Origin of the sequence: Streptomyces sp. NBC_01166 (assembly GCF_045039765.1) — a bacterium.
Classification (GTDB): domain Bacteria; phylum Actinomycetota; class Actinomycetes; order Streptomycetales; family Streptomycetaceae; genus Streptomyces.
In genome coordinates, this window is sequence record NZ_CP108613.1 from 396822 (window position 1) to 422080 (window position 25259).

General features: G+C 68.4%; 24 protein-coding genes and 2 pseudogenes. 9 read left to right on the top strand and 17 right to left on the bottom strand.

From position 1 onward, the window contains the following. Window positions 1-30 precede the first annotated feature (30 nt). The 5 genes from OG379_RS02035 to OG379_RS02055 all read right to left on the bottom strand — a co-directional run bounded on the left by OG379_RS02035 (window position 31) and on the right by OG379_RS02055 (window position 5156). Window positions 31-357, bottom strand: a complete 327-nt coding sequence (locus OG379_RS02035) for a hypothetical protein (protein ID WP_405658596.1) — start codon at window positions 355-357, stop codon at window positions 31-33. A gap of 112 nt (window positions 358-469) precedes the next feature. Continuing rightward, on the bottom strand, window positions 470-1276 hold the full coding sequence (locus tag OG379_RS02040) for a hypothetical protein (RefSeq protein WP_405658598.1): 807 nt from the start codon (window positions 1274-1276) through the stop codon (window positions 470-472). A 137-nt stretch (window positions 1277-1413) separates the two neighbouring features. Further along, window positions 1414-2166: an alpha/beta hydrolase gene (locus OG379_RS02045; RefSeq protein WP_405658600.1), complete on the bottom strand. Its 753-nt coding sequence runs from the start codon at window positions 2164-2166 to the stop codon at window positions 1414-1416. Between the two features lie 607 nt (window positions 2167-2773). Next, the gene (locus OG379_RS02050; protein ID WP_405658603.1) at window positions 2774-3604 is read right to left on the bottom strand and encodes an alpha/beta fold hydrolase; all 831 of its coding nucleotides are present in this window, start codon (window positions 3602-3604) and stop codon (window positions 2774-2776) included. An 892-nt stretch (window positions 3605-4496) separates the two neighbouring features. Beyond that, window positions 4497-5156, bottom strand: a complete 660-nt coding sequence (locus OG379_RS02055; protein WP_405658605.1) for a hypothetical protein — start codon at window positions 5154-5156, stop codon at window positions 4497-4499. Window positions 5157-5225: 69 nt separating this feature from the next. On the opposite strand from OG379_RS02055, the gene OG379_RS02060 reads away from it, so the two are divergent. Continuing rightward, window positions 5226-5705 (top strand): hypothetical protein, encoded by a 480-nt coding sequence (locus tag OG379_RS02060; RefSeq protein ID WP_405658607.1) that lies wholly within the window; start codon window positions 5226-5228, stop codon window positions 5703-5705. A gap of 8 nt (window positions 5706-5713) precedes the next feature. Here OG379_RS02060 and OG379_RS02065 read toward each other — a convergent pair whose 3' ends face one another. Further along, window positions 5714-6298, bottom strand: coding sequence for a DinB family protein (locus OG379_RS02065; protein ID WP_405658610.1), 585 nt, complete (start codon window positions 6296-6298; stop codon window positions 5714-5716). A gap of 5 nt (window positions 6299-6303) precedes the next feature. Between OG379_RS02065 and OG379_RS02070 the strand changes: the two genes are divergently transcribed. Next, window positions 6304-6432 (top strand): hypothetical protein, encoded by a 129-nt coding sequence (locus OG379_RS02070; RefSeq protein ID WP_405658612.1) that lies wholly within the window; start codon window positions 6304-6306, stop codon window positions 6430-6432. A gap of 38 nt (window positions 6433-6470) precedes the next feature. On the opposite strand, the gene OG379_RS02075 is transcribed toward OG379_RS02070, so the two are convergent. The 3 genes from OG379_RS02075 to OG379_RS02085 all read right to left on the bottom strand — a co-directional run bounded on the left by OG379_RS02075 (window position 6471) and on the right by OG379_RS02085 (window position 9471). After that, entirely contained in the window at window positions 6471-7328 is an 858-nt protein-coding gene (locus OG379_RS02075; protein ID WP_405658614.1) for an MBL fold metallo-hydrolase, read from the bottom strand. Between the two features lie 320 nt (window positions 7329-7648). Then, window positions 7649-7861: a hypothetical protein gene (locus OG379_RS02080; protein WP_405658617.1), complete on the bottom strand. Its 213-nt coding sequence runs from the start codon at window positions 7859-7861 to the stop codon at window positions 7649-7651. Between the two features lie 674 nt (window positions 7862-8535). Further along, window positions 8536-9471 carry an alpha/beta hydrolase family protein gene (locus tag OG379_RS02085; RefSeq protein ID WP_405658619.1) on the bottom strand — a complete coding sequence of 312 codons (936 nt, stop codon included), beginning with the start codon at window positions 9469-9471 and terminating at the stop codon, window positions 8536-8538. Between the two features lie 109 nt (window positions 9472-9580). On the opposite strand from OG379_RS02085, the gene OG379_RS02090 reads away from it, so the two are divergent. Further along, a complete protein-coding gene (locus tag OG379_RS02090; protein WP_405658622.1) occupies window positions 9581-10132 on the top strand; it encodes a helix-turn-helix domain-containing protein in 552 nt (183 codons plus the stop codon). 422 nt (window positions 10133-10554) lie between these two features. Then, window positions 10555-10986 (top strand): annotated as a pseudogene (locus OG379_RS02095) (IS5/IS1182 family transposase); the annotation flags it as partial. Window positions 10987-11015: 29 nt separating this feature from the next. Here OG379_RS02095 and OG379_RS02100 read toward each other — a convergent pair. Beyond that, window positions 11016-11531, bottom strand: coding sequence for a GNAT family N-acetyltransferase (locus OG379_RS02100; RefSeq protein ID WP_405658625.1), 516 nt, complete (start codon window positions 11529-11531; stop codon window positions 11016-11018). Window positions 11532-11698: 167 nt separating this feature from the next. Further along, window positions 11699-11878, bottom strand: coding sequence for a hypothetical protein (locus tag OG379_RS02105; RefSeq protein ID WP_405658627.1), 180 nt, complete (start codon window positions 11876-11878; stop codon window positions 11699-11701). Between the two features lie 524 nt (window positions 11879-12402). On the opposite strand from OG379_RS02105, the gene OG379_RS02110 reads away from it, so the two are divergent. Together OG379_RS02110 and OG379_RS02115 are read left to right on the top strand one after the other, a co-directional pair. Continuing rightward, window positions 12403-12990: a hypothetical protein gene (locus OG379_RS02110; RefSeq protein ID WP_405658630.1), complete on the top strand. Its 588-nt coding sequence runs from the start codon at window positions 12403-12405 to the stop codon at window positions 12988-12990. Window positions 12991-13614: 624 nt separating this feature from the next. After that, the gene (locus OG379_RS02115; protein ID WP_405658632.1) at window positions 13615-14010 is read left to right on the top strand and encodes a hypothetical protein; all 396 of its coding nucleotides are present in this window, start codon (window positions 13615-13617) and stop codon (window positions 14008-14010) included. 184 nt (window positions 14011-14194) lie between these two features. Here OG379_RS02115 and OG379_RS02120 read toward each other — a convergent pair whose 3' ends face one another. Next, window positions 14195-15136 (bottom strand): aminoglycoside phosphotransferase family protein, encoded by a 942-nt coding sequence (locus OG379_RS02120; protein WP_405658634.1) that lies wholly within the window; start codon window positions 15134-15136, stop codon window positions 14195-14197. A 290-nt stretch (window positions 15137-15426) separates the two neighbouring features. On the opposite strand from OG379_RS02120, the gene OG379_RS02125 reads away from it, so the two are divergent. Continuing rightward, window positions 15427-18015 carry a glycoside hydrolase family 9 protein gene (locus OG379_RS02125; RefSeq protein WP_405658636.1) on the top strand — a complete coding sequence of 863 codons (2589 nt, stop codon included), beginning with the start codon at window positions 15427-15429 and terminating at the stop codon, window positions 18013-18015. 527 nt (window positions 18016-18542) lie between these two features. Beyond that, on the top strand, window positions 18543-19445 hold the full coding sequence (locus OG379_RS02130) for a LysR family transcriptional regulator (protein WP_405658639.1): 903 nt from the start codon (window positions 18543-18545) through the stop codon (window positions 19443-19445). Between the two features lie 57 nt (window positions 19446-19502). On the opposite strand, the gene OG379_RS02135 is transcribed toward OG379_RS02130, so the two are convergent. Genes OG379_RS02135 through OG379_RS02145 form a run of 3 tightly spaced genes read right to left on the bottom strand, consistent with a single transcriptional unit; the run spans window position 19503 to window position 22305 of the window. Next, entirely contained in the window at window positions 19503-20906 is a 1404-nt protein-coding gene (locus tag OG379_RS02135) for an MFS transporter (RefSeq protein ID WP_405658641.1), read from the bottom strand. Further along, window positions 20906-21364 (bottom strand): nuclear transport factor 2 family protein, encoded by a 459-nt coding sequence (locus tag OG379_RS02140; protein ID WP_405658643.1) that lies wholly within the window; start codon window positions 21362-21364, stop codon window positions 20906-20908. Before OG379_RS02140 ends, OG379_RS02135 begins: the two co-directional genes overlap by 1 nt. A gap of 50 nt (window positions 21365-21414) precedes the next feature. Further along, window positions 21415-22305 (bottom strand): alpha/beta hydrolase, encoded by an 891-nt coding sequence (locus tag OG379_RS02145; RefSeq protein ID WP_405658646.1) that lies wholly within the window; start codon window positions 22303-22305, stop codon window positions 21415-21417. A 396-nt stretch (window positions 22306-22701) separates the two neighbouring features. Here OG379_RS02145 and OG379_RS02150 point away from each other — a divergent pair. After that, window positions 22702-23200, top strand: a pseudogene (locus tag OG379_RS02150) (IS5 family transposase); the annotation flags it as partial. Between the two features lie 231 nt (window positions 23201-23431). Here the strand turns inward: OG379_RS02150 and OG379_RS02155 are convergent. Continuing rightward, entirely contained in the window at window positions 23432-24208 is a 777-nt protein-coding gene (locus tag OG379_RS02155) for a DUF6461 domain-containing protein (RefSeq protein WP_405658648.1), read from the bottom strand. 100 nt (window positions 24209-24308) lie between these two features. Continuing rightward, window positions 24309-25205, bottom strand: coding sequence for a LysR family transcriptional regulator (locus OG379_RS02160; protein WP_405658651.1), 897 nt, complete (start codon window positions 25203-25205; stop codon window positions 24309-24311). Between the last annotated feature and the right edge of the window lie 54 nt (window positions 25206-25259).

The following is a 25259-nucleotide window of genomic DNA, read 5'->3' on the forward strand; positions in this document are numbered from 1 at the left end:
AAAGTCGGTTCGTGCCCTTGGGGGCTGAGCTCAGGTGAGGTCGAAGGTGATGTTCACCGAACCGTGCCCGTTCGGCACCTCCATGAGCGTGAGGGTTCCATCCTCTGTTTCGAAGACTCTCACCAAGATCCCGCTGTTGTCCTCGCCGGGAAACACAACGGAGAAGTGGGGGTCCATCTCCATCAGGAAGTCCCAGCCCTCCCGCTGGGGCGTGTCGAGGAGATTGGCATGCCGACCGGTTGCCTGCCATTTGCCGACCTCATCGACAGTGACGGTGAGGTCGATGCCGTACTTCTCAAGGCAGATCTCGCGATTGGCCCACCATTCGAGGCTGGCCTGACCCACGAATCGATCCATGAGCACACTATGCACGGCACCCAGGCTGGACGGTCAAGTTTGTGTGGCTGCCGGCCGTCGTAGGGCGGTCCGTGAGACAAAGCTGCATGGGCAGGCCGGAGAGGCCCCCGCCTCAACCGGCCACAGCGTGTATGCCTTCTCTGCCTCCGGATCCCATTCTGAAACCAGCAGTTAGTCCGGCTCCGACCTTGGTCAGCATCTGGCCGAGGAGGTGGAGAGCTCGTGCACGTGTCGGCACTCCACGCGCGGTTCCCGTCCAGTAGGCGCCGGTGAGCTTCTCCGTGACCGTGAAGATCTGGTCCTCGTCCTGGGCGGCCAACACGAGGACGAACCGCACGTAGTCGCCGATGTCGGTGCCCTGGGGGTGCTGGTGCGTGAAAACCTGCAGGCGGGGTGTCAGAGCGGGCAGGGTGCGGTCCGTCGGGAAGACGACGGCGAGACCGGCCAGGGCGAGACGAACCGCAGGGCATTCGGCCGACCAGCGGGTCAGTAGATCCGGAGTGCGGTCCTGGACCGTACTGCGGGCCCGAGCCTCGCTCTCGGGATCGGCGTGCGGCGCGGTGGCTGGCCAGGTCTCGGCGAGACGACGCTCGGCGACGGTGGCAGCCCTGAAGAGCAGGTTGACGGCTTGGAATCGATATTGAGCGGGAATCCGGTCGTCGAGGGCGAGGGCCGCGAGCAGGACGAGGCCGTCAGCGGTGGCGGGGTGGCAGGTGTCCTGATGGACGATGTCGTTGCAGAAGTCGGCGAGGAAAATCCGGTCGTCCCAGCAGGGGTCGATCTCGGCGGAGAGCAGCATCGCCGCCTGGGGTGGCCTGGGGCCCGGCAGGCGGTCGGCGATGACGTCCCGGAAGAGCTTCCGGATCGGCGGACCGGCAGCTATCGCGTCGTGCCGTGACTGCTCGGGGCCTACGTGCAACGTGCATATCCATGGCCGACGCAGCCTACTGGAACGTCTAGGTCGCGGCCGCCCCTGGACGGCTTCCCTGCTCCAATGGAGGAAGTTGGGTCTCCTGAGCGCTGGGGAGGCGCACCGGCAGGGCAATGCGGACTGAGTTACCGGAGGCTCCTGCGGGCGCGGACGGTGATCGTGAAGCCGCCGACGACGGTGAGTACGGCTACTCCGGACAGGACCGAGGCCTGTGTGGTCGTGCCCGTCCTGGCCAGGCTCGGTCGGGCATTCTGGGCCGCCTGGAGAATGAGGTCGGTGACGTCATCGGGGTTGGTCTCCAGCACGTCGTGCGGAGCGTCGACTTCGACAGTGGTGGGGCGGGCACGTTTGGCCGTGACGCGGAGAGTGTCTGTGCCGATCGCGCGGTCGCCGGTGACGACCATGTACCAGGAGGGAATCGTCTTCCACGCGGCGGCCCTGGACGGCTCGCTGCCTGCGAGCGCGGTCGCGGGACGCTGGGAAGCGGCGAGTACCTTGGCCCGGCCGGCCTCGACGCGGTTGCTGAGGAAGACGTCGCTGAACCTGTCCGGCTTGATGTACAGGTCGACGTCGGTGGCACTGCCACCGACCGGCACCGGGGTGAGAGCCGTGGGAACGGGAGCCTTGGGGTCGTCCACCAGGCGGCTGCCGGGGTACTTCGCCGCAAGCTGCAGGGCGCCTCCGCCCTTGTCCGGAGCGAACGCAGCGATATGGACGAGTGACTTGACGTTGGAGTTGCCTACGGCGGCGTTCGAGATGTCGGCCTCGCAGTAGGAGGGGCCGACCAGGACGACTGGGCCCTTGAACGACTTCAGCCGGGCGGCCAGGTAGTCGGCGTCTCCGGAGAGGCTACGCAACGGGTTCGCGGTGGCGACCACGGGATAGCCCTGAGCCTGCAAACTTTCGGGTTCTCGTTCCAGCCGGAGGCATCGGCCCAGGCGCCGTGCACCAGCACGACGGTCGGCTTAGCGCCCTCGTGGGGCTCGGAGTTGCCGCCGATTTCGGAGGCCAGTGACGGGCCGGCGGATATGAGGGCCACGGCGGGCAGCAGAAGAGCCAGAGAGGCGAGCTTGGGCGATCCGACGTGCCTCATTGACACTCTTTCAGGTCGGGAAGGCCGACTGCTGCAGAGACTGCCTTCCCGCTATAGACGCAGCGTCACGGGACGGTCTGACCGGGTGAAGGCGGCTGCCACGCGTGCAAACCTGGAGGGCCGGGCTCTGGCGGTCTGTGCGCTCCGCCGGGGGTTTCGCCGCCCGTTGGACCGCTCCTCGGTCAGCCGACCACCTCATGCAGCAGTTTGGGTCTCGGCCTTGAGGTAGGAGTGACCTGCTGCGATCGCGACGGAGCGGCCCGGACTTCATCCGAGCCGCTCTGCTGTACGCCCCAGAAGCTGCCTCGCAGCAGGCATCCTGGTACCTGCCTGCACCTGTTCGCCGCTCGGCGTTCTTTGCCGGAGGGGTACCAGGTTCGGTGTCGGCTGCTCTACTCCTTGACGAAGGCCAGCAGGTCGGGGTTGACGACGTCGGGGTGCGTCGCCAGCATGCCGTGCGGCAGCCCGTCGTAGGTCTTCAGACGGCCGTTCTTCAGAAGCTTGGAGGACAGCGGGGCGGAATCCTCATAAGGCACGATCTGGTCGTCCGTGCCGTGAGCGACCAGCACGGGCACCTCGATCTGCTTGAGGTCCTCAGTGAAGTCGGTTTCTGAGAATGCCTTGATGCAGTGGTAGTGCGCGTTGGCAGCGCCCTGCATGCCCTGCCGCCACCAGTTGTCGATGATTCCCTGTGAGATCTGAGCGCCGGGCCGGTTGAACCCGTAGAAGGGTCCGGATGCTACGTCGACGTAGAACTGTGCGCGGTTGTCGACCAGGGACTTGCGGAAACCGTCGAATACCTCGATCGGCAGTCCGCCGGGGTTGGCCGGCGTCTGCACCATCAGTGGCGGTACCGCCCCGACGAGGATGGCCTTGGCGACCCTCCCCGGCTTCGCGCGCGCCACGTACCGTGCGACTTCACCGCCGCCCGTCGAATGGCCGATGTGAACCGCATCGTGAAGGTCCAGGGCGTCTGCCAGTGCGGCGACGTCAGCCGCGTAGGTGTCCATTTCATGACCGGTCGCACTTTGGGTGGAGCGGCCATGTCCCCGCCGGTCGTGCGCGATGACGCGGTAGCCGTGCTCGAGGAAGAACAGCATCTGGTTGTCCCAGTCGTCCGCGCTGAGCGGCCATCCGTGGTGAAATACGACGGGTTGAGCGTCCCGGGATCCCCAGTCCTTGTAGAAGATGCTTGTGCCGTCGTTTGTGGTGACCGTGCCCATGGCAGATTCCTCCGCATCACGCTGGCTCGAACTGTTGTGGGTTACGTCAGTTGCGTCGCAGAGTCGGCGGAGCATGTCGCTCAGCGGCCAGCCATGTCGCAACTAAGGTCTTCTGCGACATTACACCCAAGTCCAGCAACGCTCATTTTGGCGCCACTACGCTCGTGACCAGGAGATTTGCGCAGCTCTACGGGTCAGCACAAGACAGGCGCGGGCACATACGTCCCCTGACGGCGCGGTCGGCGTGCCGGATGGCGTTCGCGCGTTGATCATGGCTCGTGATCAATACACCTAAGGCGCATCACTTGCCCGTTACGCTCGCCAGAGTGCGGTGCGCAGTTGTCGCCAGCAGACGACGGCCTGCTGAGGTGACGCAGGCGGGTGATCTCAGCACAGCGTGTGCCCTCACACCCGAGGCTGCTCAAGGTGCGGTCCCGCCTGCACCTCGGGCAGGCGCCCGGCCGACGGGCGGTGCCCACGCACGGGAAGCCCAGGCTGGTCGGGGGCCAGCTGGGGCCGATGAGGGTGTGGGTGCGGAGGGCGGTCGCCTCTCGGCGGAGGGCTCCATGGGGCTTCAGCCGAACGATCTTCCCCATGGGCTATAGGTGAGGCCCGGGGACACTGTCCCCTCCGTACCCACAGACAGTTGAACCCACAACCGCCCGGAGTTGTTCCCGCCCGCTTCGCCACCGGCCGATGATCCGGCGTGTGTACTACACCCCGCCGTGGTACGCGGCTCAGCTTGATGTCGACCTTCTTCAAGGCGTTGTCTGCCACAAAACGATTGCACCTCCCACATGGGCAGCGCCTGCGACCGGCGGCATGAAGCCTCATTGCGTCGGTGATTCACAACTCGTGCCCCGCAGAATGCAGGACTCAACCAGGAGTTCCTCTACACCGGCGGCCTTGCCCGTAGGCCGTCCGTCTTCAACAGTCGGCCGATCGTGTCCAGCGCCCCGTTCGCAGCCGCATCGTGGGCCAGCTCCTCGTCGTCGAGGAGTACTGCCAACCGGGCCTGAGGAAGATTCGGGTGGCGCGCCGCCGCAGCCCTCACGGCATATTCCGGGTCCTGGGTGAGACGCGCCACAGCTGTCGGCTCAGTTTCGGGGTTGCGTGCGGCCGAGGCCCGCGCTTCAGGGTCCTCGTGGTCGGTGAAGGCGGCCAGCCCGTCGGTCGGGAAGTCGGCCGGGAGGTGAAGTGGCTGCGCTCGGGGCCGGTGTACTCGAGGAAGCTGATGTGGCGCGGGGGCGTCCGGATGGTCCTGGGCCAGCAGGACGCGTACGCCGAGGTCGTCGTCGGCGGCCAGCCGTGCGACGAGGTCCGGTGGCGATGGGTGGTGCCTGGCTGCCTCCCGGCGCAGCAGTGGGTGGTTGGAGAGTGCGTTTCGGCGGACGGTCTCGGGATCCCGGGGGACCTCGGATGCAGGGCGGAAATCGAAGGGATGGTCCATGGGGACCAGGCAGTCGATCCGGGCCCGTTCCTCCTCGCTCAGTGCGGGGTGGAGGGACACGGCCAGCCGGACGCCGGGGTGAACGTAGGTCGCGGAGATCAATACGCATTTGTGCGTACGCCAAATGTCCGGCCGCTGGTGCCAAGCGATCGGCCGTTCGATCTTCCACCGGTGCCGACCGAGGCGTTCGCCGGACCCGATCCGGGCCGCGCGATGTGCGCAACGAGCCCGCGCTCGCGCAGCCAGGCCAGGTGTTCGGCGGAGAAGTACGCCTTGTCCGCGCGGAGTTTGACGTCGGCACCGCTGTGGCCCCCGGCGGGACCGGACGGCGGGCATGCCACGGATGAGCGGCTTGAGGGCGAGGCTTTCGTGCACGTTCGCGCCGGACACGGCGACGGCGAGGGCATCGGACAGCACGTGCAGCTTGCCGCTCTCGGCGGCAGATGCCACCAGGCACAGCCGCTGGTCAGCGCGTACACCACTGCCGTGAACACGGCCGCTCGTCACACGGAGCAGCCCACCACCTTGCGGACGAGCAGCCAACGACGGCAGCAACAGGGCGGCCGGCTCCCAGAGTTCATCAGTAACCAGACACTTCGATGGATCAGCACCCACGACCGCAGCATGCCGCACGAGCACCAAGTCACGTGAGACAACTACTAAGCCTTGACCGGTGCCGCCGACCTGGCGGCCTGCTCGACCTTCGCGCAGTAGGCTGCACGAGCTTCCTCGTCGATCTGCGCCTCGTGTTCGGCGCGCAGCCCGGTCCGGCCGTCGAGGCCCTCGCGCAGGATATCGGCATGCCCGGCATGCCGGATGGAATCGCCGAGGACATGGACCATGATGGCGAACAGGTTCGTGTCGGCATAAGGCTCCGGCCACCACGGCACGTGGCCGGGGGCGTCGAGGGGAAGCTCGTTGATCGTCGCGTCCGAATGTTCCCACGTGCGCCGGTAGAACCCGATGATCTGGTCGCAGGTCTCGTGCTCGGTCGCCCACAGATCGCTGCCGTCGGAGTCCTGCCACCGGGGCAGCGGTTCCGGGGAAGGGCGGTCGAAGACCTCGCCGAAGTACCTGGCCTCGACTGTGGCCACGTGTTTGACCAGGCCGAGCAGGTTGGTCCCGGTCGCCGTCAAAGGCCGGCGGGCGTCGTAGTCGGACAAGCCGTCGAGTTTCCAGAGCAGCGCCTTGCGGTCCCGCCGCAGTCTCCCGTACAGGTTGTCCTTCGCGAATTCATCGATCATGCGGCATGAGCCTGCCACGGGCTGCTCGTGGTCTCAAGAACCCGTACGGGGTCCGCAACGAGCGGCAGAGCCGAGGCCTGGCCAAGGCCGCCGCACTGGCCTGCTACAAGAAGCTCGCGCAACTTGTCACGTGAGACGACCTCTAGGCTGCTTTCGCGATCACGCGTCGCGATCACGCCGAGAGGAACGGCTCCGTCAAATGCGGCGTAGCCAGGTGCAGCGTAATGGCGGTTCCGCAGTCCAGCATGCGCTCCCTCGAGTGCCTGGCCGCCTCAGGGTCGGTCTCGTGCGCGTAGGCGAGCTCGGGGTGGAGCAGCTGCAGCGCGTGCACCAAGAGGTCGCCGGTGACGAGCGCCAGCTCGCGCCCGTCGGCGACCAGCACGCTCTGGTGTCCGGGCGTGTGACCGGGCGTGGCGACCACGCGCCCGGCGCTCAGCGGCGTGTCCCCGTCGAGGAGCCGTAGCCGACCGGCGGCTTCGAGCGGATCGGTGAGGGTCTCGCGAAGCTGCGAGTTGACCATGTCGATGGCGTCGAACTCGGCCCGCTGGAGCAAGTATTCGGCGTTCGGGAAATAAGGGCGGCGACCGCCGGTCGAAGCCTTGGTGTCCGCCGCGCCCTCCACCGCTGGTACGGCCTCCTCGGTCACGACCGCCCACCCGACGTGGTCGGTGTGCAGATGGGTGAGCACCACGGTGTCGACTTCGGCCGGGTCGATGCCCGCGGCGGCGAGCGACTCGGGGAGCGCACCGGGCACGGGCGCCCACGAGCCGGCCGGGCTGTCCGCCGGACCGATCCCGGCGTCCACGACGATGAGGCCCTTGTCACCGCGGATCGCGTACGCGCGGAACTGCAGCCGCCAGCGGCCCTCGGCGTCGACCGCACCCGGGTCGTAGCGGTCGACCTCGGCCCACTGCGCGGTCGTGGCATCGGGGAAGGCCTCGGTGCGCGCGGAGAAGAACGGGCCCTCGCCGTCGGCGAGAGCGATGATCTCGGTCGAGCCGATCCAGAGGCGGGGAACGCTGAGGGACATGACCGCGATCCTGCCATGCACTCCTCGTGGGTGGTGCCCCAATCCATGCCGTGATGGTCTCGATGCGAGAAGAGGTGGTCTCAGTTGAACAGTGGGAAGTGCTGGGGTAGTTGCTGTCTGCCGCACTGTTGGGCAGGCCGTCGGTGTCTCGAAGGCGCCCACCGCCGCCTGATCGCCGACCGCCTCGACATCACCGGCACCCGCCGGGGCTCGACCGCACCGAAGCCCTGATGAACCACTCAGGGTTTCAAGATCATCTCACTGTTGTCTATGCCCCACGCCCGGCAAGCACGAGGACGCCCACGCCTGGGCTCGTAGGCCTACTGGATGGGATTGGTGTTGAGCCAGTTGTTCAGCTCGCGTGCCGGGCCGAGCACGGGAGGGAGGCGGGCCTCCCCGCTCAGTCCCGCGGCCGCGGTGAATCCCTTCTCCAGCTCGCCGAACAGAAGAATCGGCTCGTCGTAGACGCCTTCTGGCGCTCCGGACTCCTTCATCAGGTCCTTGAGCAGCAGCCCGTCGTTGAAGATTCGCACGAGGTCCGGCCTGCAGTCTGCGGAACAGTCGACCGCGCTCAACCCCTGAAAGTCGTCTTGGAACTTGCGCGCCGCATCGTGCAGAGTTGCCCTGTGCCAGGACTGACTCGGGCTTGCGCTCGGCGCCGTCTCAGTCCTGTCGGTTGAGGCCTCCGTCTTTCCACCGCAGCCGCTCATGGCTGCTATCGCCGCGGCGGCGAGCAGAGCTCCTGCCACGGGCTTCCCCCACTGGTTACTCCTCATGACGGTGGATCATGCCATGGCGCACCCGCGCCGTTACGGGATGCCGTAGACCCCGACGCGCCCCGACCTCGGCTTGGTTCGATGGCTGACAGGACGTTCACGCTGACCGTCCGCGCGGCGGCCGTCGTCCTTTCGACTTGCCGGCGCCCCGAACACGGTCCGCAACTACGGGGTCGGGGTGGGCAAGACGGTGCTCTCGTGGGCTGGGCCGGTGCGACGAGCGAGGGTGCGACGGCCCTGCCTGGGTGAAGTGGCATACCCCGCCGGCCCCAGAGACACCGACCCCGCTCGAGGATGGGGATCGACGGCACCCCGGCTGTCGGCGCTGTCGCGAAGACGGGCGGGCACATCCCTCCGTGCGTGGGGTCGGCGGTGCGTCTGTGCCCCGCCAGAAGCCTGGCGGGGCGATGGCTCACAGGCAGCGCTAACGCTCATCTCTGGCCGCGACTCAGCCAATGGGCGATGTCCGCGATGACGGCGGGGTCGACATGCTGCGGAGTTCCGTATTCGGCGGGTGTGGATGGTCCTGCGCCGCTGAAGAACAGGTGGTTGTCAGCTTCGTAGACACGGATATCGACTTCCGGGCAGCCGGCCAGGCCCGTCCTCCATCGCACCAGGTCGTCGGCGACGGTGACCTGGTAGTCGCGTCCTCCTTGGAGAATGAACATCGGCTTGCCGAGTCCGGCCGCGATTGCGACCGGGTCGTAGTCACGCAGTTCGAGCCAGTACGACGCGGACAGGCCGAACGGCAGATCGACTGCGGGGGTCGAAGGTGTGAGCTCCGCGCTGTCGACCAGGGCGGCCTGCGTCTGGAAGGTCTCGATGACCGCGGGTGGAACCTGCTCGGGAAGCACGGAGGCGAGGTAGCTGACGACGCGGACAGCGGCGTGGTGCATCGGCTGCGTGTCACCGGCCATGATCACCAGGCCCGCCACCGTGGGCGCGGCGACGGCGACGGCGGGGGCGACCTTGCCGCCCATGCTGTGGCCGAGTACGAAGACGCGCGCGGGATCCACGGACCGGTGGCTACGGAGCAGGCCGACTGCGTCGACGGCATGCGGTACGTACTCCTGCGTCATCGTCAGGCCCGATGCCGCGGCCGCATCGCGGTGGGCGTATGTCGCCTTGTCGAAGCGCAGCACCGTCGTCCCGCGGCTGGCGAGCCCCCAGGCAAGATCCTTGAGCGGCTTGTTCGGACCGCTGGTCTCGTCGCGGTCGAACGGCCCACCCCCGGCGAGCAGCACCACGCCGGGGCCGGGGGCCTGCCCGAGGGGGACGCTCACCGTGCCTGGCACCGCGAGTGGGCCGGTTCCGACGGTCACCTCGTGCTCGCTGAAGCGGCCGGGCTCGGCGTATGGCGGTGGCATCCAAGCGAGTTCTGAGCCGGTCATGGACTTGGTCGCAGCACCATCAGGCATCCCAGCCCTACCTTTCTCAATGAATGCGAACGGTAGCATGACGTGAGATCATTGCGAGATGGATGCCTTCGAACTCTTGGCCCACCCGGTGCGGTTGCGCGTGGTTCATGCGATGTGCGGTGGCAGGGAGATGACCACCGCCGAACTGTGCGAGCGCATTCGGGATGTCTCGAAGGCCACGGTCTACCGGCACGTCGACCTGCTCGCAGCCGGTGGCGTCCTGGAAGTCGCCCTGGAGCGGCGCGTGCGCGGCGCCGTCGAGCGCCGGTACCGGCTGCGCCGCGACCGAGCGGGGATCAATGCGGAGACGATCGATTCACTCTCGCTCGATGACCATCGCAGCGCATTCGCCGCCGCACTGGCGGTCCTGGCTGCCGAATTCACCGCGTATCTCGACCGCGGCACGGCCGACCCGGTAGCCGACCTGGTCGGCTACCGGCAACATGCCGTCTGGCTCAGCTCCGGGGAGCTGAACGGGATGATCGAGGGGATGCGGCAGGCGATCGTCCCGCACCTGGCCAACGAGCCGTCACCCGACCGCACGCAGTACTTGATCAGCCCGGTCCTCTTCCCCGTCGAAGCGCCGCCCGACCGAGACCGGCGTCGATAGCACCGCGCCTGCAGCGGAGCCCGGGACCCCGTAGCTGAGCAAAGCCCACCACTGCCCCCGTGGTCGATTTGCCCCAAGCCCCAAGCCGCACGGCCCGTTGGGCCACAGAGAATGCTGATGCACGCTCCTCCGCCTCATCGGCGTCATCGACGGCCCGCAGGGGGTGCGGGCCGTGGCCGGGACCGCCGGCCTTGAGGTTCAACAGGTAGCGGACCAGGAAGTTGACGTGCCGGCCCTTATACGGGGCCGGGCGAGCGACGCCCTTGTCCTTGACGTCGTTGGGCGGCACCGAGCCGGACCACACTTGCGTCCAGATATCGAGCCGGAGGGCCCGTCGGAGATCTCCCCGCACCTGATCGAGCGCATCATGCGGTACGTCGAATACTCCACACTCAAGCTCAGAAGCCGAATCGATCCGAAAGCTCCCGATGTGGCAGCTCGCGTCGCTGTTCGGCTGCTCGCAGGCCACCGTACGCCGGGTCATCGGGCGGCTGCGGCCGCTCCCGCCGATCGAGCCCGGCGCCCGCCCCGCCGATGCCGTGGAACGGCTGTCGATCGTGGACGGCAAGTGGCCCCGGTCGGCACCTACTCACGCACTACCGCTTCTTCGCGAACGTGCAGGTCAACATTGGCGCCGACACGAAACTCGTGATCGCAACAGCACGCCCGGTGCCCGGCAACACCGCAGACGCCAAAGCATGGTCGGACTCCGGACTCGCCTCCCCCACCGCGAACGCCCCGGCCGCCCACTCCTGCCAGGCGAGAAATCGGACAACGCAGAACACCTACGCGTGCCGGCCCGCGTGGAACACGCATTCGCCCGCATGAAGCACTACGACATCCTCTGCGGCTGCTGCCCAACCACAGGCCTCTGCAAAGCGCTTCAGACGATGCCCGTCGGCTCCGCGCAAAGGGCGATGGTGAACGCCACCCGGTCGAGTCCGGGGCCGTCGTAGTCCGGCTTCACGGTTGAGGCCGTGAAGCCGAGTCGGGTGTGAAAAGCCCGCGACGCAGTGTTCTCCGGACTGGTGATACAGCGCACGACACGGCGCCCGTGTGACCGAGCGAGCGCGAAGAAGGCCCGGTAGAGGGCACGCCCGACGCCCTGCCCGTGCAGCGCCGGATCGACGCCGACGAAGTGCACATAGGCGGTCTCGGGCTCTGTCTGTGACAGGAAGCCGACCAGGAAGGCGCCGACTTCTCCATTGTCGCGTTCGACCAGAAAACTGGTGGTGGTGAAGTGCTGGAAGTACAGCCGGGGCAGCAGCAGCGCACGTTCCGTCGCCCCTGCCTCCCCCTTCAAGCCACCCCACCACGTGTCCAGTACGGCGAGTACGCGGAGATGGTCTGCGTCGGCAAGGTGTCGGGCCCTCAGGCCGGCGGGAAGATCGTCGATCATCTGTCCAGTCTGTCAGCCGCGCGAGGCTTACCGCGAACGCGCGCGATACACCGCGAACTTGGCCGCTGCGGGGCGCGACGACTCAGAAGTGCGACCGACAAGCCGACAGCGGCCAAGCTCAGTGCGTCAATAACGGTCCGTACTTGGCAAATTCTTGATGTCCGCCATCAGTGCTGCCCGGGTTCAGCTTTGAGCATGTCGAGCAGCACGTCGGGGCTTGCCCTTGGACGAGGGGTGACGCAGTGCTCCGAGTCGATGTCCAGCCAGCCGCTCAGTGCGACGGCGCAGGCGTGCTCCGGCTCGTGCGCATCACCCGTCAGGCCGGGATCCGCGGGATGGGCGGTCACCGCGCGCGCCGCGCTGCCATACCCGCACCGTCGAACGTAACCTGCAGCTCCCGTGGTCGAAATCCAGGCCGGACGTGGAGTCCTCGAAAGGGCCCGCAGGGGTTCAGGAGGCACGTTCGGCATCTGGGCTCACGGGATTCAGCGCATCGGGTCCCAGTGGGAGGGTGCCGACCGTCGCTCCTCTGCCCTGCGGCCGGCGCGAGAGGAGCCGGTTCACCGTTTCAGCGCGGCTCGGTCGATGGCGTCAACCATGGCCCGGTAACCGGCGGACCGGGGTGGATGTGGTCGCACGTGTGCAGGTCCTCCTGGAGCCGAGGCCGTTGTTCAGGACCGGCCGGGGACGGCCGGCGGCGAGCAGGCGTTGAGCGAGGATGTCGACGCTTCAGCATCACCCTGCTCCCGTGGCACCTGGGAGCATGCCCGAACCGACATACGGCCGCCCTGGTCCAAGACGTAGGGGTACCCCCACTCCGGCGACGAAGGGTGCCCACAGTGAGCTGCTGGTCGGCGGATAGCGTGCGGGCATGGCTACTACGGGGAAGCGACGGGTTCTGTACCGGCAGGGCAGCGGATTCTGGCGGATGACGGCGAAGTGGATCCTGGCCTTCGGGGCCTTGTACCTGCTGAATGGCGGGCTGCTTAGGTCGTGGGGTGACGCCCTTGTCTGGCCGATGATCGGGATCCTGCTATGGGTGCCTTTCGGGATCGGCGTCGTCTGGTACCCGAGGAAGGACCAACGCGTCGAACTGACGGCGCGTGAGCTGCGGGTGCGGCGCAAGCGGCTGCCGATGGAGAAGGTGAACGTGCTGCACGTGGCGCGGCTGTGGCTGGAGGGGCGGTCAACCGCGGACGAGCAGCCGGTGTCGGAGTGGACACGGTCCGACCGGGTGGTGTGGGTGCCGCTGAGGGACGGCCGAGCGTTCGGTGTGGAGTTCCGCGACCCGGCCGCGTTTGCCAAGGTCTTCGGCGCTTTCGCTGTCGCGGCGTGCGGCGGGCCCGACATCGTGCGCGCGAGGGCCGCGGCGGAGACCTACCCGGATCCGCTCCCGATCCGGCCCCGCCCCGCCGGCGACACGGGCTCCTGGCTGGATGCTCTGGACATCTTCAGCTGACAACGTCGCACCCGGCAAGGGGCAGCCTTCCGTCACGCTGGACCACTTCGGTCCTGACGAGCTGAGCCGAAGGATTTTCGAACGCGGGGTGGTCGGCGGGAAGAGGACCCACGGGATTCACGGACTCCTCCTTGGTAGGGATCGGATGGAGCACCCCGAACAACGTTGCTGATCACGGGGCGATACGGGACGGTCCGGGCGACCTGTCGAGCACAGATTCGAGGAGAGGCGCAGGAGGCAAGTGCGGTCGGCGCCCCCGTGCGTTCGATTCACTCGTCAAGGGGACGGCAATGGAGTGGCAACCCGAGCGGGGGATTGCGTGAGGACGTCGAGAGCACCGGTCTCCTCGGTGAGGGCGGATGGACCTGCGGACGGAACCTTCGGCCACACCACTGACAATCCGGCGGGCACGTGCCGGGATCCGGACAATCCGAGCGGCACTTCCGACGGCGGACCAGGGCCCGCGACTCGACCTGTTGGCCTGCGACGGAACCGGGAGAAAGGATTCGTGGACCGCTCGGCGAATCCCCGTGACCGAGCGGGCGGATGGATGGCTTGATCTGTCCGCATCGTGGTGCCGGCGCAAGGGCTGTCCGGCGGATCACGGCGTCGTAGCCTCAAGTCATGCACCGCACTCTGACTGAGCATGCCCGGTGTCTCTACGGAGATGAGTACCGATCCGCACCGGAGTGCCGACTGGAGCACCGGGAGCACTACTTCGTCGAGGAGCTGACTTTCGCCGATGCCGAATCGATCCTCGCCATGCTCCATGAGCTCAGCCCGCATGTGGTCGACGGCCACCTGCCGGTCTGGATCCGGAATCTGGCCTATCGGCTGGTGCTCCTGCTACGGCCGGACAAGCCGGCACTGCTGCGGGAGGCTGCGGAGAGTTTGTGGATGCACGGGCCGGACTGGGACGACGTCGCAGCTGACATGGTGAGGCGAGCCGACGCCCTCGGTTCGGGCGAAGCCTCGAACTCGGGGCGCACTGATCCGTGCGGGCCTCTCCCCCGCCCGTGAAGGACTCGTCCGCCGTGAGCTGGGCGGCCCGGCCCAAGAACCGGCCGTGCCGCGCAGAGCACAGACCGTGCGGCGAGCTCCGCATGTCCCCCAGGATCTTCTGTGTGGACAGCGTAACGACGGTTGGCTGTGCGCGCGATGCTCAGGTCATCGAAGTCAGCGGTCCTGGAGCCCACGGGAAGGATCACGATCTCGGGTGCGGCGCAGTGAGCAACTCCGCCATGTGGTCCGCCAATTCGGTGAGCCGGTCCAAGCGTGGCCCGCCTCGCGCCATACGGAATCCATGACGGCGGCCCCAGAACGCAGCCTGGACGGCATGGAACTGGGCCCAACGCCGGGTGCGCTCCCGGTCGAGTTCCGCGGCCTCGGTGAAGACGTCCAAGGTCCGGTGGAGAGCTTCGCGCAGGTCGTCCTGTCCAAGGAGCGTCAACGCGCGGGACTTCAGCAGCGTGCCGCCGTCGTAGGCCGGGTCTCCCGCGTACCCCTTGGGGTCGACTGCCAGCCATGGCCCGCGGTCGGCGCGTAGGATGTTTCCGGCATGCAGGTCCCCGTGGATGAGGGTGTCCGGCTGGATGCGACCCAGCTCGCGGATGGTCGCCACGGCGGCGTCCAGCGCACAGGGCGACAGTGTGTGCGTCAGCTCCTCGGCATCCTTGAGCATCTGCTCCTCCCAGGTGCCGGCCTGCTCCCGCAGCCGGGGCAGGCCGGCCGGCGCGGGGATGGCCAGCCGGTGGCTGATCCGCCCTGCTACCGTCACCACCTCCTCGCCGTCTTCGACCTCGGCCAGCGTTGACGGCTGGGCGCGTTCGAGCAGCATCGCGAACCGGTCGTCATCTCGCTCGTGCAGCAGAACAGCTCCGCGCCCACCCCACGCAACCAGGGCATCCGGCTCATGCACATTGCCGGGATGCGGAAACGACACCTTGAACACAGCGGTGTCCCCGGCTCTCCGCCGCACCGGGACGACGACCCCGACGGCACCGTGCATGACCTTCCCGTCCGGCACGCACCCCCAGAGCTCCAGCAGCTCCTCCACGATCCCGGGCAGTTCGGAGAGCCACGCCGCTCCGCGCTCCCCTTCGCGCTCGACGGTGGTGTGCGCGAAGGCCTCTGGTGTCTCGAACATCCGGGAACCCTACGCACCAGCTCCGGGCGGCCGCCAGGAGCCCGAGCGGGTCGAAGAGACACCCGAAGCGATCCACCGCGACGCCGCCCTCTCACGACCTGGAGCTGTCATGACCCTGGCGGAACGCGCAATCCACCCCCACAATACCGATGGGAGCGCTCCCATCCGCCGGGGCGCCGCTCCCCCACGCCCACCGCCTCTGTCGACGAAAGGCCTTCCCGGTGAATGCCTCACCACTCTCCGCACGGCCCGTGTGCGTCCGCCCCCGGCACGGGAGACGCGTGTTCGGGATGTCAGCTGCCGCCTTACTGTTCGCCGCGGCGCTGGCGGTGCCCGGCACGTCCGGTGCCCAGGCAGCCGAGCCGGGCCCCGAACAGATCACCAACGGCGACTTCACCGCCGGTACCGCCCCCTGGTGGTGGACGGCGAACGCGCCGGCGGCCGTATCGGACGGCCGACTGTGCGCGGAGGTGCCCGCCGGTACGGCCAACGCCTGGGACGTCATCGTGGGCCAGAACGATGTCCCGATCGTCGCGGGCGAGAGCTACGAGCTTTCCTACACCGCCAGTTCGACCGTCCCCCTGACCGCCCAGACCCGGGTCCAGGAGGCGGCGGAGCCGTACACCACGGTGCTCGCCACTGCCGACCCGGTGGGTACGGAGGTCACACAGGTGACTCGTACGTTCACGGCCTCGGTGGACCTGCCCGCCGCCTCGGTGCAGCTGCAGATCGGCGGCGGTGAGCGGGCGACGGACTTCTGTCTGGACGACGTATCGCTGCGGGGCGGGGCCGAACCGCCCGTGTACGTACCGGACACCGGCTCGCCCGTACGCGTCAACCAGGTCGGGTACCTCCCCCACGGTCCCAAGAGCGGCACCGTGGTCACCGACGCCGACGCGCCGCTGACATGGACGGTGAAGGCCGGTGACGGCTCGACGGCCGCCACCGGTAAGACCGTTCCGCACGGAGAGGACCCCAGCTCACGTCAGCGGGTCCACACCTTCGAATTCGACGGCCTCACCACCACGGGCGACGGCTACACCGTGGAGGTCGACGGTGAGGTGAGCGAGCCGTTCTCGATCCGTGGCGACCTGTACGACGGACTGCGCTCCGACGCGCTGGCGTACTTCTACCACAACCGCAGTGGCACCCCGATCGAGGCGGACCTCGTCGGTGAGGAGTACGCGCGCCCGGCCGGCCACATCGGTGTCGCGCCCAACAAGGGCGACACGGACGTCCCCTGCCGGACGGGGGAATGTGACTACCGGCTGGACGTGTCGGGCGGCTGGTACGACGCGGGCGACCACGGCAAGTACGTGGTCAACGGCGGGATCTCGGTGGCCCAGCTGATGTCCACGTACGAGCGCACCCTGACCGCCCCGAACGCCGAGTCGGCAGAGCTCGGCGACGGTGAGCTGCGGGTGCCCGAACGCGACAACGGGGTGCCGGACATCCTGGACGAGGCGCGCTGGGAAATGGACTTCCTGATCAAGATGCAGGTCCCGGCCGGCGAGCCGCTGGCGGGGATGGCGCACCACAAGATGCATGACGCCGAGTGGACAGGGCTGCCGATGAAGCCGCATCTCGATCCGCAGCAGCGTGAGTTGCATCCCCCGTCGACGGCGGCGACGCTGAACCTCGCCGCCTCGGCGGCCCAGTGCGCCCGGCTCTACGCCCCCTTCGACGAGGACTTCGCGGACCGCTGCCTGCGGGCCGCGGAGACCGCGTGGGCCGCGGCGCAACAGCACCCGGACGTGCTCGCCGACCCGAACGACGGCGTCGGCGGCGGCGCGTACAGCGACAACGACGTCTCGGACGAGTTTTACTGGGCGGCCGCCGAGCTGTTCACCACGACGGGCAAGGACACCTACCGCCAGGCGGTGCTCTCCTCCGACCTGCACGGTGACACGGACGCGGTCTTCCCGGCCGGCGGCGGCATCTCGTGGGGATCCACCGGCGGACTGGGCGTGCTCACCCTGGCCACCGTGCCGAACGGTCTGACGTCGGCGCAGCTCGGCGAGGTCCGCTCGGTGGTCACCGCGGCCGCCGACCGCTACGCCGAGCAGTCCCGCGCGCAGGTGTACGGGCTTCCGTACGCCCCCAAGGGCGAGGACTACGTCTGGGGATCCAACAGTCAGGTCCTGAACAACATGACCGTGCTGGCCACGGCCCATGACCTGACGGGTGACGCCGTCTACCAGGACGCCGTGCTGCGGGGCGCCGACTACCTGCTCGGCCGCAACCCCCTCAACCAGTCGTACGTCACCGGCTACGGCGAGCGGGACTCCCGCAACCAGCACCACCGCTTCTGGGCGCATCAGAACGACCCCGCTCTGCCGCACCCGGCACCCGGTTCCGTCGCGGGCGGGCCCAACCTGACCGCGGGAGCGTCCGGCGATCCGGTGGCGACGGAGAAGCTGAGCGGCTGCGCCCCGGCCATGTGCTACATCGACGACATCGGCTCCTGGGCGACCAACGAGATCACCATCAACTGGAACGCGCCGCTGGCCTTCATCGCCTCCTACCTGGACGACGCGGGCGACGGTCAGGCCGACCTGGCCCGTACCTGCAAGGTCGCGTACTCCTCGCACCCGTGGAACAGCGGCTCGACGGTGACGGTCCGCGTCGAGAACACCGGCCCGGAACCGGTCTCGCCGTGGTCGCTGACGTGGCTGTTGTCCGGCGAACAGCGCCTGAGCCACACATGGAGCGCGGAGTTCGACCAGTCCGGCCGGACGGTCAGCGCCAGGCCGCTCTCCTGGAACCGGGCCCTGGCCCCGGGCGCATCGGTCGACTTCGGCTTCAACACCTCGGCCGCGGGTCCGGCGCCGGACCCGGGGTCGTTCAAGTTGAACGGCCGGGCCTGCACGTCGGGCTGATCGCGATACAGGTGCGTACGAGCCCGGGTGCGGCGGCCTTTCGCGGGTTGCCGCTCCCGGGCGGTTACTGGGCGCGGTCCTGCGGTGCGGCACCTCAGCGTCGGGCCGGCACGCCTTGGGCGCGGTCGGTCCGATCCGACCGACCGACGGGCCCGGACCCGCCGCCCTCCTGAGCGAGGGCGGGGACGTCCAGGCCACCGCGGAATTCACCGGCGCCGGCCGTGATCCGGTTCGCCCACAAGCCGAACCGGGAAACCGCTCCCACTCCGAAAAGGGCCGCTACCGTAAACCTCCGACTTGTACTGCGACTGCCCACCCGAACAGCGCCAACCACGCCGACGTTGACGTGTCGACGTACGGCTGCGACAGCAGCCGGGGCAGAACGTCAGGGTGACCAGACCGCCCGCCCTGTCGCGCTGGACCACTACGGTCGATGCGGCCTATGGTCGGCCGGTGCCAGGCTCTGAAAGGCAGTGGACGGCTGGGTGGCGGAGGGCACATTCCGGCACTGGTGGGGAGGGAGGGCGGTGGAGCGGCACGAGATCGAGGTCTTCCTGGCTCTGGCCGAGGAGTTGCACTTCGCGCGGACGGCTCAGCGTCTGCGCATCTCGCCCGGCCGGGTCAGCCAGACGATCAAGGCGCTGGAGCGGCGCATCGGCGGTGCGTTGTTCGAGCGGAGCAGCCGTCATGTCGCCCTGACACCGGTCGGACGGCAGCTGTGTGCCGACCTGGCGCCCGCGTACCGGCGGATCCAGCAGGCCGTAGCCGATGCGATGGCAGCGTGCGAGGAGATCAGGGGCGCCTTGCGCGTCGGCTTCACCGCCCCGTGGTCCGGGAGGCTCCTCGTGCAGGCTGCGGATGCCGTCTCGCGCCGCTATCCGCGCTGTGCCGTGGAGCTGCAGGGCGCGACGTACAACGCCGTGATCGACGCTCTGCGGGAGAAGGAAGTCGACCTGGTGATCGCGGAACCGCCGGTCGAGGGGCCGGGCGTCACGGTGGGGCCGGTGGTGTTCAGTGAGCCCCGCGCCCTCCTGGTGCCCGCCTCTCACTCTCTCGCCGCACGGGAGACCGTGTCGCTGGAGGACTACGCCCGTCTACCGCTGATCACAGCAACCGGTGTGTCCCAGGCGTGGCGCGAGGCACACTTCCCGCGCCACACACCCCAGGGCCGGTGTATCGAGCACGGCCCGGCCGCAGCCGACTGGGAGGGTGTGCTCTCCCTGGTCGGCGCCGGCCGGGGCGCCACGATAGCCAGCCTCAGAGCGGAGCAGTACCACGGCCGGCCCGACATCGTGTACGTCCCTCTCAGTGATGCACCGCCCATCGACTACGCGTTGATGTGGCGCGACGGGAGTATGGCGCCCGGGCTGCGGGCTTTCGTACAGTCCGTCGTCGAGCTCGCTCCGCAGCCCTTGGGTCCGCCGTCCTGACATCCCGCTCCCACCGCTCACCTCTGGCCGGGCCGCCTCCGGAACGACCGCCCCACCTCACGTTCCGGCGGCCCCGTGCCCGCCGCGTGGCAGCGTCAACGTCGCGGCCGCCGTCGCCGCGAGCCCGGCCGCAGCGAGCAGCACGCTCCAGCGCATCCCGGCCAGGAACGTGTGCGCGCCCGTCAGCAGTGCGCCGTACACGGCGACCGCGATGGCCCCGCCGACCTGTCGGGCGGTATTGAGCACCGCGCCCGCGGTGCCTGCTCGATCTGCGGGCACGACGTCGAGGAGCATCGCGGTCAGCGCCGGCACCGCCAGCGCGCCGCCGAGCCCGACCGGCACCATCAGCGCCGCCACCACCCACATACCGGTGTGGCCGCCGACCGTCAGCAGTGTCAGCAGCCCGACTGTCCCGACCAGTTGCCCGGCGACCATCGGTACGCGTGGCCCGAACCGTGCCGCCAGCCGCGCCGAGGCCAGGTTCACCACCGCGACCAGCGCGGTCATCGGGATGAACAGGACACCCGCCTGCAGCGCCGATTGCCCCCGCTCCTGCTGCAGGTACAGGCTGAAGACGAACACCCCGCCGTAGTAGGCCGCGTTGAGCATGAAGCCCACGACCAAGGAGACCGCCACCACCCGCGTCCGGAAGAGCGGCAGCGGCAGCATCGGATGCGCACCCCTGGCCTGCGCGAGGAGGAAGGCGGCTGCCGCCGCCACGGCCACCAGCAGGGACGCCACCACGAGCGGATGGCCGAAGCCCTCGGCGCCCCCCTCGATCACGCCGTACGTCAGCCCGCCCAGCGCCAGCACCGCCGTCACCTGCCCGACTCCGTCCAGCCGCGCCGGCAGCCGTGGCGAGACGAGGACGCGGGTGAGCAGCGCCAGCGCCAGCAGGCCGGCAGGCAGATTGACGAAGAAGATCCACCGCCATCCGGCCGAGGCGGTCAGGGCCCCGCCGACCACCGGTCCTGCCGCCACCGCGACCGCGCCGCCCACGGTCCAGACGGCGATCGCCCGCGCCCGCTCGGCCTGATCGGGAAAGCCCTGCCGCACCAGCGCCAGGGACGCCGGCATCATCACCGCCGCCGCAGCCCCCTGCACCAGCCGAGCGGCCACCAGCACACCGAGTCCGGGCGCGAACCCGCAGGCAGCCGACGTCAACGCGAACAGGAGCAGCCCGCCGCCGAACGCGCGGCGTGCCCCGATCCGGTCGGACAGCGAGCCCGCGGAGAGCATCAGGGCCGCGAACATCAGCGTGTAGCCGTCCACCACCCACTGCAGGCCCGACATGCCGCCGCCGAGACTGCGGCCCATGTCGGGCAGCGCGACGGTGACGATCAACGCGTCCAGGGAGATCAGGAAGAAGCCCAGCATCGCGGCGCCGAGCACCACGGGTCCCGTGCCCGGGACAGCGGACGGCGACTGGGTCGCGGACGGCCCAGCAGCGGACGTGGTCATCACCGACCCGCCGCCCGGACGGACAGACCTCTGTTGCCGTCGCCCCAGACCGCGGTCATCACGACGGTGTCGATGAGCCACCGGTCGCCGCTACGGGCCAGCTCCCACCGGTATGAGCCACCGAGTGTCCACAGCGGCGATCCGTGGGCGTCGGCCAGGCGGTGTGTGGCCTGGAAGGAGGCGGTGCACAGGGCACGGTCGCCGTCGATGTGGACGAGCTGATTGCCGATCAGGTGCTGGGTGGCGTCGTAGCCGCTGAGCGTCGAGGCCCAGGCGTCGACGATCTCCTGCGGGGTGAATTGGGCTGGTTCACCGCCGGCCAGGCTCGTGTAGTCGAGCAGCACCTTGTCGGCGAACAGACCGCGGAGCAGGTCCCATTCACGTTGATCCGCGTGCACGGCCATGCGGGTGCAGGTCTCGGCGACCGCGTACTTGGACTGGAGTACGGACTCGGACATGGCAGGTGATCTCCTGACGAGGTCGGGGTCTGGGGCGGCGTCCGGGGCGTTCACAACGTGCGGGCGAAGTGTTCGGCCGTCGCGTCAGCGGCGTAGCCGACCTGCAGGGGCTGGTCGTAGAAGTCGAACTGGACGCCCTCGGTCCACAGGAATTCCGAGGGCCCGGCCAGTCCGGCGTGGAAGCGTCGGGCGCCGTCCGGGACCGCGGCGTCCTCGCTGTGCACCAGCAGCGTCGGGGCCGTCACGCGCGGTGCGAGCGCCACGGCGTCGAAGTCCAGCCACTCGGACCAGGCCATGACGGCGTACCGATTGGGCCACTGCCGAATCCCGCCGCGCCGCGGGTTGAGATAGAAGTCGATGTCGAAGGGCATGGCCGCCTCGGGGTCGCTGCCGCTGACCACCGGCACATAGACGACCTGGCCTGTCTCCTCGTACTGGCGCCGGGCCTCGAGCGCCGCGGCCTTCTTCGCCGAGATGCCCTCCGGACCACCGTAGTTCTCCTCGCAGATGCGCCGGTCGTGCAGCCATGGCGCCACCAGCGCGAGCGACCGCACGCGGGAGTCCTCGGCGGCGAAGGCACTCGCGTACATCGCTCCGGCGCATATGCCCAGCACGCCCAGTTCTCCGTCACCCACCTCCGGGCGGGCGGCCAGGAAGTCGGCTGCCGCACGCAGGTCGCCGACCTTGAGCGTCGGCGACTCGTAGTCGCGCGGGTCGCCGTCCGACTCACCGTATCCGGTGAAGTCGAAGGACAGGGCGGCGAAGCCGCGTCGGGCCAGCTCCTCGGCGTACCGGTCGGCCATCTGCTCCTTGACGGATGTCCAGGTCCCGGCGATCACGACGCCCGACACCGGAACGGATTCGTCGACGTCCGGCAGAAAGAGACGGCCGGTGAGCTTGCCGGCATCACCGGCGAAGCTCACCTGTTCAGAAACGGGCATGGCAGGACTCCTTGGAAGAGGGATACGAGCGGCATGTCTTCACGCTGACAGCCGGCAGCCCCTCGAACAACGCCCGATGTGTAAGGCCTGGTTTAGCAGGACTAAAGGTCGCCTCTTCGCTGCCGGCTAGGCCGGTTCGTTTGGATCACTTCCGCTGGCCGACTCACCGCGTCAGCGCTCTGATCTCGGCCTTCGGCGTCCTTGCCAGCGTCATGCTGCTCGTTCTTGGCGTTCGCGAGTACCGCTCTGGGACCTCGGTTCTCTGGCTCGCGGCTGGAGCCGTGATCTTCCTCAGCGCTTCGTACACGCTCGTGCGGGACGTGCGGCGGCTCCGCACGGGGCCGGCCGCCTGACAGCGGTGCCGTTCCGACCAGCTCCGCCAGTCGTTGTTCGTGTATGCCGTTGACTGACGCGCAGTGGGCGCGAATCGAGCCGTTACTCCCGGACCGGACACCGCAGCGGGGTGGCCGGTGGCGGGACCACCGAGAAGTGATCGACGCGATCGCCTGGAAGTTCCAGACCGGATCGCAGTGGATTCACCTCCCGGAGAAGTACGGCAACTGGCGAGGCGTCTACAACCGCTGCGGATGTGGGCCGTCGACGGCACATGGGAGCGGGTGTTCACCGCGCTGGTCGCCCAGGCCGACGCCGACGGCGACCTCAACTGGGCTGTCTCGGTGGACTCCACCATCGTGCGCGCACACAAGCACGCTGCCGGGGCCCGCGAAAAGGGGCCCCAGCGGACGAGCCGTCAGACCACGCCATCGGCCGATCCCGGGGCGGGCTGACCACCAAAATCCACCTGGCCTCTGATGCCCACTGCCGGCCGCTGGCCTTCGTGCTCACCGCCGGACAGGCTGGTGACGCACCCGCATTCGCTCACGTCATGGCTCGAGCAGTTGGTCGCACCGTATGCCGTCGGTGAGGACGTTGAGACGCGATTGTCGCTGAGGGCCTGCCGGGAAATAACTTGCTGTCGAGCACTCTGACTGCGCTGGGGCGTCAAGAGCCAGAACCCGCAAGTTATTTCCTGGCAGGCCCTGACGAGCTCGTGCACGATAGGAGCCGTCGCTGCGACCGTGCAGGTCAACAACTTGGGCGCAGCGGTTCCACAAGCCTTGCGGACCTACGGTTCTTGACCAGTGTTCGAGGACGGTGGAAGCAGAGGACCAAGCCCTTGTCCCAGGCTTCTGCGTCTCAGGACCTGCGGTGTTTCGCCGTCTACCCGGGCTTCGTCGCCAGAAGGGTGGAGCCCCGTGTCCGGGCTCGGCGAGGGCTCCTTCCTGGCCGTGCGGTACACGGCGGGCAGCGGACCAAAATATCCGCAGGCGTAGGAAGAATTGGCCAGCAGCTCGGCCGTGACTCGTACACCGCTGAGCTCCTCGGCAAGAGCGATCTTGCCCGGCTGGCCCGGATCCTGACCTTGAGGACTGAGATCAAAGCCGACACGCTGCATTGCCTCGACGAGGTCGTCCGGAGTGCTTCCGCGGCGCTTGCGAGGCCATTCGAACGTCGTCCGGAGCTCGCCGTCCTCCCACCAGTTGAAGGATGCTCTTCCACTGGCGTTCTGGTAGTGGGAGAGAGCCCGTGTTGCTGCCGAGGCTGGCTCCATGTACGTGCCGGAGTCACCGATCCAACCGTTGAGCTCGACGGCGAGGGTCCATGGGCCGTCGTGGCCGAGCACCTGCGTGGCGCCGATGAACTGCCAGTGATCGTCTATGACCAGGGGAGCGTTCCAGTGTGTTGAAAACAGGCCCTTCAGCCCTTCCTGGTCGGGGTAGGGAGTGACGCCCAGTCGGGCCAGGAACTCGCGCGGCGTTAGGCCCTTGATGTAGGTCATGCAGTACATGGAACGTAGTTCGTTGTCCTCGAACCACGCGTACTCAGAAGCAGAGGGACTCATGGCCGGGATAGTGCCACGCGCTACTGACACCTGGTCATGATCCGAAGGAAACGCCCTAGTCGGCCGGGGTGGTGGACGGTGGTCCGGTCCGATGCACGGCTCAGTGCATGGCTCTGGGACCGACGGCCTGAGCGAAAGCGGCGAAGGCCCGGATCGGTGGCGTTTCGGCGGCGGTGCGCCACACCAGCGCCCATTCGGTGGGCGGGGCGTCCCGGAGGGGGACGAAAAGGACTCCGGGGTGGGTGTAGTAGCGCAGTACATGGGCGTTGAGCGGAGCAACCCCGGCATCAGCGGCTACCTGGGTCAGTGCCTCGTGAAATGTGGTCACCGGGGGCCCGCATACGAGGACGGGCCGGCCGCTGGGGGTGCGGGCGGGCAGCATGGCGGCTCCCCAGGGTTCCGGAAGACCGAAGCTCGGATTCAGCACCGGGTGGTCGGCGAGTACTTCGATACTCACACCCGTACGACCGGCAAGTTCGTGCCCCTTGGCGATGGCCAGGACCCGGCCCTCGGTCAACAGCACGGGTCCCACGGTCAGATCCGGCTCCGCGACCGGGAGCCACACGAGCAGCATGTCGGCGTCGCCGCTTCGCAAGGGGGTGAGGGGATCGCTGAAGTGGATCTCGCGGAACTGCACGCGGCATTCCGGATGTCGTTCGGCGAACTCTGCCGCCATGGAGTGCAGTTCGTGACCTAGGGCTCCCATGACGCCGAGAGTCAGTGCGCCCGACAACCGGTTGGCGGCTGCGGTGGCTTCGGCCAGGGCCTGTTGAATGCTGTCGTATCCGCTGCGCAGTGCCTCCGCCAGCCGCTCACCGAGTGGAGTGAGCCGGACAGTTCGGCTGGTTCGCTCGAACAGAGCCCCGCCGAGGCGTCGCTCCTGCATCTTGATGGCCTGGCTCACTCGCGCCTGGGAGACATGCAGGCGCTCGGCGGTCCGGCTGAAGTGCAGTTCCTCGGCGAGCGTCAGAAAGATCTCGATGTCACGCAGTTCCATGCCCCACCCCTTGCCTTCACCCCACCGAACTCCGGACGCGCGATTCATAATGCA

What these genes read in the sequence shown, in the direction of transcription:
- OG379_RS02100 (WP_405658625.1), bottom strand. Translation starts at nt 11,531, where the DNA reads ATGATCGACGATCTTCCCGCCGGCCTGAGGGCCCGACACCTTGCCGAC.
- OG379_RS02160 (WP_405658651.1), bottom strand. Translation starts at nt 25,205, where the DNA reads ATGGAACTGCGTGACATCGAGATCTTTCTGACGCTCGCCGAGGAACTG.
- OG379_RS02135 (WP_405658641.1), bottom strand. Translation starts at nt 20,906, where the DNA reads ATGACCACGTCCGCTGCTGGGCCGTCCGCGACCCAGTCGCCGTCCGCT.
- OG379_RS02145 (WP_405658646.1), bottom strand. Translation starts at nt 22,305, where the DNA reads ATGCCCGTTTCTGAACAGGTGAGCTTCGCCGGTGATGCCGGCAAGCTC.
- OG379_RS02140 (WP_405658643.1), bottom strand. Translation starts at nt 21,364, where the DNA reads ATGTCCGAGTCCGTACTCCAGTCCAAGTACGCGGTCGCCGAGACCTGC.
- OG379_RS02085 (WP_405658619.1), bottom strand. Translation starts at nt 9,471, where the DNA reads ATGCCACCGCCATACGCCGAGCCCGGCCGCTTCAGCGAGCACGAGGTG.
- OG379_RS02125 (WP_405658636.1), top strand. Translation starts at nt 15,427, where the DNA reads ATGTCAGCTGCCGCCTTACTGTTCGCCGCGGCGCTGGCGGTGCCCGGC.
- OG379_RS02050 (WP_405658603.1), bottom strand. Translation starts at nt 3,604, where the DNA reads ATGGGCACGGTCACCACAAACGACGGCACAAGCATCTTCTACAAGGAC.
- OG379_RS02155 (WP_405658648.1), bottom strand. Translation starts at nt 24,208, where the DNA reads ATGAGTCCCTCTGCTTCTGAGTACGCGTGGTTCGAGGACAACGAACTA.
- OG379_RS02115 (WP_405658632.1), top strand. Translation starts at nt 13,615, where the DNA reads ATGCACCGCACTCTGACTGAGCATGCCCGGTGTCTCTACGGAGATGAG.
- OG379_RS02065 (WP_405658610.1), bottom strand. Translation starts at nt 6,298, where the DNA reads ATGATCGATGAATTCGCGAAGGACAACCTGTACGGGAGACTGCGGCGG.
- OG379_RS02035 (WP_405658596.1), bottom strand. Translation starts at nt 357, where the DNA reads ATGGATCGATTCGTGGGTCAGGCCAGCCTCGAATGGTGGGCCAATCGC.
- OG379_RS02120 (WP_405658634.1), bottom strand. Translation starts at nt 15,136, where the DNA reads ATGTTCGAGACACCAGAGGCCTTCGCGCACACCACCGTCGAGCGCGAA.
- OG379_RS02110 (WP_405658630.1), top strand. Translation starts at nt 12,403, where the DNA reads ATGGCTACTACGGGGAAGCGACGGGTTCTGTACCGGCAGGGCAGCGGA.
- OG379_RS02075 (WP_405658614.1), bottom strand. Translation starts at nt 7,328, where the DNA reads ATGTCCCTCAGCGTTCCCCGCCTCTGGATCGGCTCGACCGAGATCATC.
- OG379_RS02070 (WP_405658612.1), top strand. Translation starts at nt 6,304, where the DNA reads ATGAGCCTGCCACGGGCTGCTCGTGGTCTCAAGAACCCGTACGGGGTC.
- OG379_RS02090 (WP_405658622.1), top strand. Translation starts at nt 9,581, where the DNA reads ATGGATGCCTTCGAACTCTTGGCCCACCCGGTGCGGTTGCGCGTGGTT.